Genomic DNA, 14,193 nt, shown 5'->3' with positions numbered 1-14,193 from the left:
CCTTTGAAACAGCTCCATCATTCAAAAATTATTCTGCTGAAGAGTTGTCGCCTTCAACGACATCAACGATTTCTTCGATTGATGTTGCATTGTTTTCTGCTACAAAATCTTCTTCAACCACTTGGTCTTCACCTTGGTTTCCTTCGATAAATGCATCAGCCATTTTTGAAGTGATCAATTTAACGGCACGAATTGCATCGTCGTTTGAAGGGATTACTACGTCGATTTCATCTGGATCGCAGTTTGTATCAACCATAGCTACGATTGGGATATTTAATTTATGAGCTTCTTGAACAGCAATACGTTCTTTACGAGGGTCAACGATGTACATTACATCTGGGATTCTTGGCATATCAGCGATACCACCTAAGAATTTTTCAAGACGTTCGCGCTCTTTGTTCAAACCAGCAACTTCTTTTTTAGGTAGAACTTCAAAAGTTCCATCAGCTTCCATTGCATTGATTTGTTTCAAGCGGCTAATACGTTTTTGGATTGTATCCCAGTTAGTTAAAGTTCCACCTAACCAACGGTGGTTTACAAAGTATTGACCTGCACGAGTTGCTTCTTCTTTGATTGCTTCTTGTGCTTGTTTTTTAGTACCTACGAATAATGCTACGCCGCCTTCTTCAGCAACGTTTTTCATGTAGTCATAAGCTGCATCTACTAATTTAACTGTTTTTTGTAAGTCAATAATGTAGATACCGTTTCTTTCTGTGAAGATATATTTCTTCATTTTTGGGTTCCAGCGACGTGTTTGGTGACCAAAGTGTACGCCGGCTTCTAGTAATTGTTTCATAGAAATTACTGCCATTTTGTGTTTCCTCCAATTAGGTTTTTTATTTTCCTCTTCTTGTCTTCAAACTTGCCAGCAAACTTTTGCAAGCACCTACTGACAATCCAACAAAAATGTGGATTTATTGATGCAAAAAGCATCCTTAGTTATTATACAGATAAATTTTACCTATAGCAATAAGAAAAAGAGTTTTCTGCTCAACATTCATTAGTTTAACGGAACAATTTGTTTTTTTCAAGTAAAATTCTTATTTTCACTTGAATTTTCTGTTCTCCATCTTCTCTAACTCTTTTGATTCAAAAAAGAAAATGCGGGTGGGCAATTTTAACTTTTTTTGTTATGATACGGATGAAATCTTTTGTAAAGGAGAAAACGATGCGAAAAGCCGACCGACATTTATTGATTAAACAAATTATTGAAGAGTTTCCCATTCGAACACAAGAAGATTTATTAACTAGATTAGGTGACTATCAGGTAACTGCAACGCAAGCAACAATTTCTCGCGACATCCGTGATTTGAAAATCGTTAAGGTACCTGATGCTGATGGTCTTCCCCGTTTTGTTTTATTTCATGGTGAAGACGATGACGAAACAAAAAATGAAGAAGAACAACGCTTAATTCGGATGATTGAAGAAATCGTACTAAAAGTCGAACGTGTCCACTTTTTGACAATTATCGGTACTTTACCAGACAATGCGCATTTATTTGCTTCCATTTTAGATGATATCAAGCCACCACACATGCTCAGCACGATTGCCGGATTTGACACGGTCATCGTCCTTTCTGAATCAGAAGAAGATGCAAAAAAAATTGAACTGTATTTTAAAGAGCACTTATTACATTGATAACTATAAAATAAAAAAAGCAACAGACTTCAAACTTTTCATTTGAGTCTGCTGCTTTTTATTTTTGTCTTTAACTAAACGGAATCCGTTTCAATTACATTTTGTCTGGTGCGTGTAAACCAAGTAAACGTAAATCTTCTTTTAATAGAACAGCTACTGCATAAACTAATGCTAAACGAGATTCTTTTTGACCATCATCAGCCAAAATCTTTGTATGTGCATAGTATTTGTTAAATGCTTGAGCTAATTTGATTGCATGTTTTGCAATAATTGAAGGCTCATATTTTTCACCAGCAGATAAAACAGTTTCTGGATATTTTTGAACCAACTTGATTACTTCCCAACTGCTATCATCATTTAGTGCATAATGTGCATCAGCTGATGGAACAAAGTTTGCTTTTTCTAGCAAGCTCATTGCACGAGCATGTGTGTATTGAACGTACGGACCTGTTTCACCTTCGAAACGTACAACCTCTTCTAAGTTGAAGTCAAATGTATTCAAACGATCATTTTTCAAATCATGGAAAATTACTGCACCAACCCCAACTTGTTTGGCAACAATGTCTTTGTTTTCCAAGTCTGGATTTTTTTCACTGATTTGTTCTTTTGCAGAATCGATTGCTTCGTTTAATACTTCTTCAAGTAAAACGATTTTCCCTTTACGTGTTGATAATTTTTTACCACCTTGAGTAATCAAGCCAAATGGGATGTGGTGCATTTCATCTGACCAGTCAAAACCAAGTTCTTTCAAGACAGCTTTTAATTGTTTGAAGTGATAACTTTGTTCATTCCCAACAACATATAGTGATTGGGCAAAATCATACGTACGTTTGCGGTAAAGTGCCGCAGCTAAGTCACGAGTGATATACAGTGTCGCGCCATCTGATTTTTTGATCAAAGCAGGATTTAAATCGTAACTAGCTAAATCAACGATTTCTGCACCTTTGTCTTCTTTTAATAGGTGTTTTTCTTCTAAAAGTTCAACGACTTCGTCCATCTTATCGTTATAGAATGCCTCACCGTTCAATGAATCAAAACGAACTTCTAATAAATCATAGATTTTATTGAATTCTTTCATTGATTCATCACGGAACCATTGCCATAATTCAATAGCTTCTGTGTCGCCTTCTTCTAAGCGTTTAAACCATGAACGTGCTTCATCATTTAATTCTGGCTCAGTTTCAGCTACTTCATGGAACTTCACGTAAAGACGCAATAATTCATTGATTGGCTCAGCTTTGACTGCTTCTTCTGACCCCCACTTTTTATAGGCAACGATCAATTTACCAAATTGAGTTCCCCAGTCACCTAAGTGATTGATTCGAATGGGTTGATACCCAATTTTTTCTAAAATAAACCCAATGGAGTTTCCAATAACTGTTGAACGTAGATGTCCCATTGAGATTGGTTTTGCAATATTTGGTGAGGACATGTCGATTGGTACTGTACCTTGATTGCCAATTGTGCTATCACCATAATGTGCTTGTTGTTCAACTACTGCTTCAAGTACAGCTTGACTGATTGCTTCTTTGTTCATAAAGAAGTTTAAATAAGGTCCAACAACTTCAATTTTTTCAAAGTTTTCTGGTGCAATTTTTTCAGCTAAATCTGCTGCAATCTGTTGTGGTGCTTTACGGTAGATTTTCGCCAATGAAAAAGCTGGAAAAGCGACGTCACCATGATCCGCTGATTTTGGATTTTCTAATAATTGTTGTACTTGTTCAAGTGTCAAGTCGTCTTTCACTACATCATAAACGGCTTTTGCAACTAAGTCTTTGTTATTCATCTAAGTTCCTCCTAAATTTTCCATGATTGTTGAAGACAATAAAAAAAAGTCCCTAGCAATCACAATCGCTGTGATTACTAGAGACGAGATTACCCGCGGTACCACTCCAGTTGTCTTATACATCAAGACCTACTCAATCTGCTATCGGTAGATGACCGTCCGCTTTGATTAACTCAAAGACAGAAATTCTCCAAGTGCGCTTCGTTGTGTCTTCTTCATTCGGCTCCCACCAATCATCCGAACTCGCTCAGCAAGAATCAGCACAAGTACTCTCTTGTTCAACAAATCATAAAAGTATTAAACTGCTTTGAATTATAGCAGAAAAAAACATTTCTGGCTAGCTCCTTTATAAAAAAACTGCCCAGATGGTCTAAAGGAGAAGAAACTCCACCTGGGCAAGAATAGCTATAAATCATTTCGTTTACACGAAAGACTTAACAAATTAATCAGCAACAACAATCGTTCCTTCTTCAGAAGCTAGTAAGTTTTCAATGTTTTCTAAAGAAGTGATGATTGCTTTTGCATTTGGTCGAGCTTCTACAAATTGAATAGCTGCTTCAACTTTTGGCAGCATGCTACCAGGAGCAAATTGATCTTCACTGATATATTGTTTCATTTCTGAAATAGTTACAGTTTCCAATTTCTTTTGGTCCGGTTTTTGATAGTTCACATAAACATTGTCCACACCAGTTAAAACAATCAATAAATCGGCATCAATGATTTCTGCCAATTTTTCTGAAGCAAAGTCTTTATCGATTACCGCTTCGCGACCTTCTAAACCAGTGGCTGTTTCAACTACCGGAATACCACCGCCACCAACAGAAACAGTAACTACGCCTTGATCAACCAATGCTTCAATTACACGTGCTTCTTTGATTGAAATTGGTTTTGGCGAAGCAACTACTTTACGCCAACCACGACCAGCATCTTCCTTAAACGTTACGTTTGAATCTGCTTTCATTTGTGCAGTAGCTTCCTCTTCTGAATAGAACGGACCAATTGGTTTTGTTGGGTTTTTGAAAGAAGGATCGTTTTCATCTACGATAACTTGCGTGACTAAAGATACAACATCTTTATCAATTCCTTTTTGTTTCAATACTTCACCCATTGCATTTTGTAACCAATAACCAATAGAACCTTCAGTCATTGCAACACAAGTGTCTAATGGCATCGCTGGTGTTTTTTCAGAATCAGCTGCTTGTTGTTGGATCAATAAGTTACCGACTTGTGGACCATTCCCATGAGAAATAATCAACTCGTCACCTTGTTCAATAAATTTTACTAAGTATTTTGCTGTTTCCATCAATGCTTCTTGTTGTGCTTTTGCACTTGCATCAGTTGATAAAATTGCGTTACCGCCTAAAGCGACAACAACTTTTCGATTTGCCATATTATTCGCCCTTTCTTCAGACAATGTTAATCAATGACAAAACGAGGCAGCAAGTACTTGCGTCCTCTGCCTCGTTTTGTACATGAGATGAATGTGGTTTATTAAACGCGAGGGATAAACAAGTTGCCTAATGTTGCAGCCATAATTGCTTTAATTGAGTGCATACGGTTTTCAGCTTGTTCAAATTGACGTGCATATTTGCTGCGGAAGACTTCATCAGTTACTTCCATTTCAGTAATACCGAAGCGTTCTTTCATTTGTTCACCATACACAGTGTTCGTGTCATGGAATGCTGGTAAGCAATGCAAGAAGATCAAGCGATCTGTGTTATGTGTTTTTTCAACCATTTCCATGTTGATTTGATAAGGTTTCAACAATTTGATACGTTCTTCAAATTTGTCTTCTTCACCCATTGATACCCATACGTCTGAATAAAGTACGTCAACGCCGTCAACACCTTTATCAACATCGTCAGTAATCATTAGTTTTGCACCTGATTTAGCTGCAAAGCCTTCTGCTAATTTCACGATGTCTTCTTCTGGTTGTAGTTCTTTTGGTGCAACGATACGCATATTTGTTCCTAAAATAGCACCAGTTACTAATAATGAGTTTGCCATGTTGTTACGGCCATCACCACAGTAAGCAACAGTGATTCCTTCAACTTTTCCGAAGTTTTCTTGGATGGTTAAGAAATCGGCGATCATTTGTGTTGGATGCCATTCGTCAGTTAAACCATTCCAAACTGGAACACCTGAGAATTCAGCAAGTTCTTCAACCATTTTTTGGCTGAAGCCACGGAATTCAATACCGTCAAACATACTACCCAAGACTTTAGCTGTATCTTCTGTTGATTCTTTTTTACCTAATTGAATATCATTTGCACCTAAGTATTCTGGATGAGCGCCTAAGTCAACAGCTGCAGTTGTAAAAGCTGCACGTGTACGTGTAGAAGTTTTTTCAAATAATAAGGCAATGTTTTTGCCTTCTAAATAATGATGTGGAACTCCACGTTTTTTCAAATCTTTTAAATGTTGAGAGAAATCAATTAAATATTGTAACTCTTCTTTAGTAAAATCTTTTTCTGCTAATAAGCTTCTTCCTTGAAATACTGATTCTTTCATAATAAAACATTCTCCTTTAGTTTGTTTTTATAATTTAAGACGGAATTTCATTGATTTAAGAGGAAATTCCAGCGACAGCTGACAGTAGAGTAGGACCGTCGCTGGAATACTCAAACTTATTTCAAATCTTCACGTACAAGCGGTTGGCTCATGCAACGTGGACCACCACGGCCACGAGACAATTCACTTGAATTGATTTCCAACACTTTGATGCCGTAGCTTCTTAGTAATTCATTTGATACATAGTTACGGTTATAAGTGACAACCACACCTGGTGCAATAGCTAAAGTATTTGAGCCATCATTCCATTGTTCACGTGGAGCAACGATTGCATCGCCATTACCAGTTGGGATCAAGACTAGATCATCTAATCCTAAAGCATCTTTCAATGTTGCATGTAGATCATCAGAATGAGTGATCTTGATGTCATCACCATCTGGAACGATTGTAAAGACATCGATTTTTCCGTTTTTACTTTGAATAGCTGGATGAATTGTGAATTTATCATAGTCAACCATGGTAAACACTGTATCCAAATGCATCATGGCACGATTATTCGGAATCTTGATTGCTAGCACTTTTTCAAATCCTGAATTTTTAGCAAATAAGCGACGTGCCATTGTTTCCAAAGCTTTCGCGTTGGTTCTTTGTGAAATCCCTACTGCGACAACTTTATCACTTAAGACTAATTCATCTCCGCCTTCAATGTGTTCAGTAGTATCACGATCTAACCAAACTTCAACACCTTTATTTGCAAAGCGTGGGTGATGGTTCAAAATATATTCCGTGAACATTGACTCACGACGACGTGCTTCAAAAGTCATACGGTTTACAGTCATCCCATTTCCGATTGATGCGGATGGATCTCTTGTAAAGTATAGGTTTGGCATTGGATCCATGTAGAATGGATATTCATCGTCTGCTGACAAGTCGTACAAACTGTTTGAACGAACTTCGATGTCTTTCGTACGAACACCTGCCATAATTTTATCTACCATTTCTTGTGTTTCCATTGATAGAAGGAACTCATGAAGACCATCTCTCACAGCATTTGATGCAATGTGCGATTCGTCTAACATTTTGTTTAGGAATTGCTCTTTCACATTGCCTGCATCAATTGCTTCTGCAGCGAGTTTTTCTAAATAAAGTGTTTCAACGCCTTCATTTTGTAACGTCTTAGCAAATAAGTCATGTTCCTCTTGAGCAATCGGAAGATACGGAATGTCATCAAATAATAGACGGTCCATAATATCTGGTGTCAAGTTTTCAACTTCCTGTCCAGGCCGTTTTAATAAAACGGTTTTTAACTTCCCTATTTCAGAGAAAACGTGAATTGGTTTATCCATGTTGTGTTGCCTCCTTCGTTTTGATTACATGTATAGAATACCGTCATTTTGTAACCCTTTTCATAATTTCTTTGCATTCAAAACGAGAGATTCTTCACGTTAATATTCCGTTATTAAATAATTAAACGTTTTTCTTCATTTTATTAAGTTTTATTCATTCTTTACAGACAAAAACACTCAAAAAAAAATATTTATTCATAAAAAAAATATTTCTGAATATAAAAAAATTATTGAATCAATAGCGTTGTTAGCGTTTACTTATGTATTGATTGCATTTTTTATGCAATATATTATAAACAAATCGCCTAATATTCATTTAAGCTGATTATTAATGAATATTTTTTCTTTAATAACAAAAATTTTTTTTACTCTACCAAAACTGCTTATAATTATCGTTATTTCTTTATCTTTACAAATCAAGTGAAAAACGGGACAATAGTAGTAGTGAAGAAATAAGGAGAGAGGTTTGACATGCGAATAACTAAAATTGATTACCATTTTTCCAAGTTAAGATACCAACCAGACTTCATGCATTTTACTGACGAAGAATTTCAATTGATTAAGGAACATACCGTCCTTCGTTCCTACAAAAAGGGCCAAATCCTTTTTGATGAAGGCGACGAGCGTCAACGCTTTTATATTTTAACGAAAGGACTCGTTCGTCTTGAACGCTATGATGAAAGTGCCACTTATTACTATTATGACTATGTAAATGCAAACACATTATTTCCTATGGCGGGAATTTTTGAAGCACAAGCTTACGCTTACACCGCACAAGCAATGACGGATATTGATACCTTTTACTTGCCTGTTAGCTTTTATGAAAAACTTGCGCGAAATAATTCTGAACAATTGATTGCACTTATCCATAAAATTTCAAAAGTTGTCGAGATGCACGAATTACGAATTCAAATTGGATTAACTTCCAGCGCCTTTGATCGAGTGAAGCAAAATTTATTTATTTTAAAAGAAGAACTTGGTGTTCCAACAGAAGATGGACACATTTGTATCCCCTACCCAATCACTTTAAAAGAGCTAGCTGTTAATAGCGGAACTACCAGAGAAACTGCTGGACAAGTCATCAAACAATTACGTGACAGCGGGTTACTTGATTATCGAAAAAAACAATTTACCTTTTGCAAAACAGCTGTAACTCCTGCATTGCGAGATGCTAATGAGTAAAAGAAAAAAGGAGATGCGACAAAATGTCGCATCTCCTTTTTTCTAATAAGCGGTATTTTCAAAGAAACTTCTTCAGTAATAAGTCCTCTTTTCACAAAAATATGGAAAGCTGTTTTTAGAAAAGATTCCTTATTACTTAAAGCTAAACGTTTTGCGCCATAGACTTATCCTCTGTGTTCAAGAAATAACTTCTTCAAAATAAGTCCAACTTACTCAAAAATTCGAGAAACAATTTCTGGTAATTTATCCTTATTTATTCGAGCTGGGCATTTCCTCTACAAACTCTTCTTTACCTAGCAAGCCGTTTTTACAAAACCAAGCTAGGATTTGCATTCAATTGCAAATCAGCAGCGGTTCCCTTTTGCCGTTCAACATGGGCTGCTGCCCCAATCATCGCTGCATTATCCCCACATAAACGCAGTGGTGGGATAATCAATTCAACTTCTGGCAATTCTTTCGCTAAAGCTGTCGCTAATCCTTCACGAAGCCCTTGATTAGCAGCAACGCCCCCAGCAACAACTAATTGTTTCACTGGAAATTCTTTACATGCTCGTAATGTTTTGGTCACTAGCACTTCAACAACACTTGCTTGAAAGCTAGCCGCTAAGTCATTTTTATCTAGCTCTTCCCCACGCTGTTCTGCATTATGAACTAAGTTGATGAACGCACTTTTCAATCCACTAAAACTAAAATCATAGTTTGCTTCATGGATCATCGCCCTTGGAAAATGATAATTATCTTTTCCATGATGCGCTAATTCATCAATTTCTTTTCCACTTGGATAACTTAACCCGAGGACGCGTCCAACTTTATCATACGCTTCACCAGCTGCATCATCCCGTGTTTCCCCAATAATTTCATAAGAACCATCTTCTTGCATATAAACCAGTTCCGTATGCCCACCACTAACTAGCAAGGCGATTAGCGGAAATTCAAACGGTTTAACAAAGCGTGCAGCATAGATATGACCTGCCATGTGATTAACGGGGACCAAAGGTAAGTTATTTGCCCATGCAAATGCTTTAGCAGCAGAAATACCAATTAATAAAGAACCAACTAATCCTGGTCCGTAAGTAACTGCGACCGCTGAAAGTTCAGCTACTGTTACCTCCGCTTCAGCCAAAGCTTCATCTATACAAAGTGTGATTTGTTCTACGTGGTGTCTACTAGCAACTTCTGGTACAACGCCACCAAATCGTTTATGACTATTTATTTGTGATGCGACAATATTCGACAAGATTTTCGTGCCATTTTCTACAACAGCAACACTTGTTTCGTCACAACTTGATTCAATCGCAAGAATCAATTCTCTATTCATTTCATCGTCTCCGTCTTTAACTTGGTACTCATAATAAAGGCATCTTCTACCGGTTGTTGGTAATAAGATTTACGAATACCCAATACTCGAAATTTTTCTGATTCATACAGACATTTTGCCCGTTCATTTGATTTACGAACTTCTAGAAAAACTTGAAACACATCATTTGCTTTTTCTTGCTGAATTAATGCTTTCAGTAATTGTCGTGCATGACCTTTTCCTTGTGAGGTTAAATTTACTGCAATATTGGTAATTTCAACTTCATCAACCACACGGCTAAAACCTAAGAAGCCAACGATTTCGTTTGCTTCAATCGCTATCAAATAATCTGTATGAGGTTGCTGTAAATCTGTTAAAAATTGTGTTTTTGTCCATGGTGAACCGTGTGTATATGCCTGATTACTAATCAACCAGAGTTTTTCTGCCAAGTCATTGTAATCAAATGCTGCTTTTTGATAAATCAACATTCTTCACTCTTTTTCTAAAATTTTTACCATATCTAAGGCATCTTCATTGTTTTCAGTATAATACCCTTTTTTGATGGTTCTTGATTGAAAGCCCAGCTTTCGGTACAACTTTTGCGCATCACGATTGCCTACGCGAACTTCTAACGAAAGAGTCTCACAGCGATTCATTATAGCAAACTTTTCTATTTCGTCAATTAAGAACGAGCCAATGCTTTTTCGCTGATAGCGAGACATCAAGGCGATATTTGTAATATGACAATCTGTTCCAATGATTCGTGAACCGATAAATCCCACTAATTCCTCATTAATAAAGACGCCCAGATACAAATGAACCAAAGGAGAACGAAATTCAGATAAAAATGCACTCCGCGTCCAAGGTAGTTCACCAAGGTAAACTTCTCGCTCGACTGTCAACAAATCTTTGATGTCTGCTGTCGTCAATTGGCGTATTTGATAGGTATCTTGATTTACTTCTAGCTCTTTAGCAGGATAAAAAGACGATTCTCGGAACAAATGTTTCGTTAATTGCTTAAATTTTTTCAACATAGCTTTCGGCTCCAGGCGTATGAGTTTCTAGCCATTTTTCTTCCGCTTCTACCTTTTTCAAATACCGTGGTAAGAATGCTTGAACATCAGAGACAGGGACAGCTTGTGCTCCTAAATTTGCCAGCACAGTTCCATTTGGGATATCCCATTGAGGAATCAAATTGATTGTTACTTCTGGTAAAGCTTCGTTTAATTCTGTTTCAAATTTTTGGCAATCACTACCAACAAAATAAATGGATTGTTCAAGTGTTTTTAATTCTGTGAGTAGATCGACTAATGAGGAATGCTTGTCTTCAATCAATGTTTCTAGCTGATTTTTTTTCCATTGATAGGCGCCCGCATAAACATTTTTACGTCTCGCATCAAAGAGTGGCACAATCACACCTTCCACATTCACACAGTTAGCTGCGACTGTTTTCAAACTAGAGATACCTACCAATTCTTTCTTTAGTGTATAGGCTAAAGTTTTCGCAGTCGTCACGCCTATTCTTAGACCAGTATATGAACCTGGTCCGTCAGAAACTGCGATACGATCAATCGCTGATGGCTCCAATTGTAGATCTGCAAATAATTGATCAATTGCTGGCATCAACGTAATGCTATGGTTTCGTTTGATGTTCGTTTGAATTTGTCCAAGAACTACATCGTTCTCCACGACACCTATAGCCAAAGTTTGGTTTGCTGTATCAATTCCTAATGTAATCATGTTTTGATTCCTTTCCATTAACTATCGTTTCTTATTGTAGCACATTTTTAGCGGAAACCTAATCTGAGATAACAACAAAAAAACTAGCGAAGCCTCATAAGAACCATAAGCAATGTCGTCTGATACAAGCATTGCTTGATGAGTAGGTTCTTACAAAAATTCCGCTAGTTTTGATCGGTATCATTCCACTTGATTGTTACGCTGATTCTCGCACAATCAAGTCTGTACCAACAACGATTTTTCTTGGAACGGGAGCTTCTGTCTGGATCAATTGTAAAATCGTTTCAACAGCAATCTCCCCTAACCATTCAGTGTAAACTTTTATCGTTGATAATGCAGGTGTCACATATTTAGCTACGCTGCTGTCATTAAATCCGATAACTGCAATATCCTTAGGCACACGATAGCCACTCTCTTGAATCGCTTTTAATGCACCAATTGCTAATGCATCGTTTGCTGCAAATAGAGCATCTGGCTTTTCACTTGTTTCGGCTAAAAATTGTTTGATTGCTGAGTAACCTGCCTCAACCGAAAAATCAGCTTCGATTATGGCAAAGGGTTCTTGTTGCTCACTAACCATGATTTGTTCAAAAGCAAGTCTTCTTGGATCATTCAACAATTGCCGATTTTTTTTTGTATATTCTTTCCCCGTTAACATTGCGATTTTTTTAGCATTTAATGACAAAAAGTAATCAACAACTTTTTGGACACTTGAAAAAAAATCGACAGTTAATGAGTCAATCCCAACTGCGGTCCCATCAGAATCAACTAAAAGTAATTTTGGTTGAGATTTTTCTAACTCTGCCAGTTGTTGCAAGTCGAATTTTCCGACAGCAATCGTTCCATCAACTTCACGTTCACTAATGGAATCCCAGGTTTCCTTGAGCAAATCAACATTCAACTCTTCCGCCTTCTTCTCAATCCCAAGACGGATTGCTAAATAATACAAATCTTCGAGCTCTTCACTTTCATTGTGCCATTGAATCAATCGCAAAGTTGCCTGATTCGCCGGAAGATTTTTTTTATGTTTCGTATAATTTAGCTGTTCTGCTGCTTCAAAAACTTTCTGTTTAGTCGCTAAACCTACGGAAAGTTCCGAATCATAATTCAATACTCTTGAAACAGTTGCAGGAGAAACACCTGCTAACTGCGCAATATCTTTAATTGTTGCCATGATGTTTCCTCCTCACTGGATCAATTATAAATAATCAGTAAAGCGAGCAAATGCCGCTTGTCCTTCTTCTGTCCGCTTAAACACGCCTGCATCTTCTAACACACGTAAGAACACTTGACCAACAGCTTCCTGCACAATTTCAGTTACGTGATCTGCTGTGATTGTGTGAGTTGCCCGCAACTCATCTGCCCATTCACGATGATAATCAGCTAAGTGGTTTTCTTCGTTTAACAAATATTTTTCCACTTCTTCAAGTTCCATTTTTAATCGTGGAGGTAACACGGCTAACCCCATCACTTCAATCAAGCCAATGTTTTCTTTTTTGATGTGCTGAACGTCTTTATGTGGGTGGAAAATCCCATCTGGATGTTCTTCAGATACATTATTGTCGCGCAACACTAAATCTAGTTCAAAGTAGTCATCTTTCCGACGCGCAATCGGAGTAATCGTGTGATGCGCTGTCCCATCGGCAGAATGCGCCAAAACTTCGACAGATGCATCCGAGTAACCTTGCCATTTTTCTAAAATGGTTGTTGCCGCATCTACAAGGAGTTCTTTGTCTGGTGATTGAAGGCGAATCACTGACATTGGCCACTTCACAATTCCTGCAATGACTTGTGGGTAATCAGTTAATTTGATTAAGCGTTCCATTGGTGCTTTCGCCATTGGAAATTCATGACGTCCAGCTTGGTAATGATCGTGAGATAAAATAGAACCACCTACAATTGGTAAATCGGCATTCGATCCCACAAAATAATGAGGCAATACCTCCGTAATTCGTAACAAACGGCGAAAAGTATCTTGATTGATTTGCATCGGACGATGAATTTCTGACAAAATAATTGAATGCTCATTGTAATACGCATAAGGTGAATATTGGAATCCCCAGCTTTCGCCATCTAGGTTCATTCGAATAATCCGATGATTTGTTCTCGCAGGGTAATTTAAACGTCCTCGATACCCTTCATTCTCCATACAAAGCAAACATTTTGGATAGTCTACTTTCACTGCTTCTCGTTCCGCAGCAATTTGCTTTGGATCTTTTTCGGGTTTCGATAAGTTGATTGTAATTTCAAGGTCTCCGTAAGCAGTTTGTACTGGAAACTGGATATTTTTAGCAATTGAACGCGTTTTGATGTAATCGTTTTGCTGACTCAACTGGAAGAAATATTCTGTTGCTTCTTCTGGCGAGTTGGCATAGTGTTGTGCAAAAAAAGCATTAACAACAGACGGCGGCGGAGTCAAAAAATCCATTAGTTGTGCTTCAAACATTTCTTGTTCTGCAGCCAAATCTGAAATGACTTGATTGTCTTTCGCTACTTGGACTAATTCTGCCAGCAAATCCACTGCAGGTACTGTTACTGGACGTGGTGTGACTTCTCCCGTCAACGCTTCTTCACCTATCAAACTTAATAATCGATTTTGAAGATAAATTCGATCCATTTCCATGAAGCCACCGGAGCTAATCGAAAGCGTTGCAAAGTCACAAATTGTTTGACTGATAGACATTGTCAATTC

General features: G+C 37.5%; 13 protein-coding genes. 2 read left to right on the top strand and 11 right to left on the bottom strand.

The window, feature by feature from the left end:
* Nucleotides 1-28: 28 nt before the first annotated feature.
* Complete coding sequence (gene rpsB / locus IGJ76_RS04895) at nucleotides 29-811, bottom strand: 30S ribosomal protein S2 (protein ID WP_067484207.1); 783 nt, start codon at nucleotides 809-811, stop codon at nucleotides 29-31.
* 357 nt (nucleotides 812-1,168) lie between these two features.
* Between rpsB and IGJ76_RS04890 the strand changes: the two genes are divergently transcribed.
* A complete protein-coding gene (locus IGJ76_RS04890) occupies nucleotides 1,169-1,639 on the top strand; it encodes an arginine repressor (RefSeq protein WP_067484205.1) in 471 nt (156 codons plus the stop codon).
* Between the two features lie 94 nt (nucleotides 1,640-1,733).
* Here IGJ76_RS04890 and argS read toward each other — a convergent pair whose 3' ends face one another.
* The 4 genes from argS to arcA all read right to left on the bottom strand — a co-directional run bounded on the left by argS (nucleotide 1,734) and on the right by arcA (nucleotide 7,282).
* Nucleotides 1,734-3,425: an arginine--tRNA ligase gene (gene argS, locus IGJ76_RS04885; RefSeq protein WP_067484203.1), complete on the bottom strand. Its 1,692-nt coding sequence runs from the start codon at nucleotides 3,423-3,425 to the stop codon at nucleotides 1,734-1,736.
* A 442-nt stretch (nucleotides 3,426-3,867) separates the two neighbouring features.
* Nucleotides 3,868-4,815, bottom strand: coding sequence for a carbamate kinase (gene arcC / locus IGJ76_RS04880; protein ID WP_067484201.1), 948 nt, complete (start codon nucleotides 4,813-4,815; stop codon nucleotides 3,868-3,870).
* 101 nt (nucleotides 4,816-4,916) lie between these two features.
* A complete protein-coding gene (gene argF, locus IGJ76_RS04875) occupies nucleotides 4,917-5,936 on the bottom strand; it encodes an ornithine carbamoyltransferase (RefSeq protein WP_430596767.1) in 1,020 nt (339 codons plus the stop codon).
* Between the two features lie 116 nt (nucleotides 5,937-6,052).
* A complete protein-coding gene (gene arcA, locus IGJ76_RS04870) occupies nucleotides 6,053-7,282 on the bottom strand; it encodes an arginine deiminase (RefSeq protein WP_067484197.1) in 1,230 nt (409 codons plus the stop codon).
* 471 nt (nucleotides 7,283-7,753) lie between these two features.
* Here arcA and IGJ76_RS04865 point away from each other — a divergent pair, with 471 nt between their 5' ends.
* Nucleotides 7,754-8,464, top strand: coding sequence for a Crp/Fnr family transcriptional regulator (locus IGJ76_RS04865; protein WP_067484195.1), 711 nt, complete (start codon nucleotides 7,754-7,756; stop codon nucleotides 8,462-8,464).
* A 307-nt stretch (nucleotides 8,465-8,771) separates the two neighbouring features.
* On the opposite strand, the gene tsaD is transcribed toward IGJ76_RS04865, so the two are convergent.
* The 6 genes from tsaD to galT all read right to left on the bottom strand — a co-directional run bounded on the left by tsaD (nucleotide 8,772) and on the right by galT (nucleotide 14,184).
* Complete coding sequence (tsaD, locus tag IGJ76_RS04860; RefSeq protein ID WP_067484193.1) at nucleotides 8,772-9,782, bottom strand: tRNA (adenosine(37)-N6)-threonylcarbamoyltransferase complex transferase subunit TsaD; 1,011 nt, start codon at nucleotides 9,780-9,782, stop codon at nucleotides 8,772-8,774.
* On the bottom strand, nucleotides 9,779-10,246 hold the full coding sequence (gene rimI / locus IGJ76_RS04855; RefSeq protein ID WP_067484420.1) for a ribosomal protein S18-alanine N-acetyltransferase: 468 nt from the start codon (nucleotides 10,244-10,246) through the stop codon (nucleotides 9,779-9,781). Before rimI (IGJ76_RS04855) ends, tsaD begins: the two co-directional genes overlap by 4 nt.
* A 6-nt stretch (nucleotides 10,247-10,252) precedes the next feature.
* A complete protein-coding gene (gene rimI, locus IGJ76_RS04850; protein ID WP_067484191.1) occupies nucleotides 10,253-10,795 on the bottom strand; it encodes a ribosomal protein S18-alanine N-acetyltransferase in 543 nt (180 codons plus the stop codon).
* Nucleotides 10,779-11,501 (bottom strand): tRNA (adenosine(37)-N6)-threonylcarbamoyltransferase complex dimerization subunit type 1 TsaB, encoded by a 723-nt coding sequence (tsaB, locus tag IGJ76_RS04845; protein ID WP_430596766.1) that lies wholly within the window; start codon nucleotides 11,499-11,501, stop codon nucleotides 10,779-10,781. The genes rimI (IGJ76_RS04850) and tsaB overlap by 17 nt, the downstream gene beginning before the upstream one ends.
* A 196-nt stretch (nucleotides 11,502-11,697) precedes the next feature.
* Nucleotides 11,698-12,675, bottom strand: a complete 978-nt coding sequence (locus tag IGJ76_RS04840) for a LacI family DNA-binding transcriptional regulator (protein WP_067484187.1) — start codon at nucleotides 12,673-12,675, stop codon at nucleotides 11,698-11,700.
* 24 nt (nucleotides 12,676-12,699) lie between these two features.
* Nucleotides 12,700-14,184 (bottom strand): UDP-glucose--hexose-1-phosphate uridylyltransferase, encoded by a 1,485-nt coding sequence (gene galT / locus IGJ76_RS04835; RefSeq protein WP_270660397.1) that lies wholly within the window; start codon nucleotides 14,182-14,184, stop codon nucleotides 12,700-12,702.
* Nucleotides 14,185-14,193: the final 9 nt, after the last annotated feature.

It is taken from the genome of Enterococcus sp. DIV0175 (assembly GCF_050529075.1).
Taxonomy (GTDB): domain Bacteria; phylum Bacillota; class Bacilli; order Lactobacillales; family Enterococcaceae; genus Enterococcus_B; species Enterococcus_B thailandicus.
Note: the sequence above shows the minus strand (reverse complement) of the source record. Positions and strands in the feature narration are given on the sequence as shown.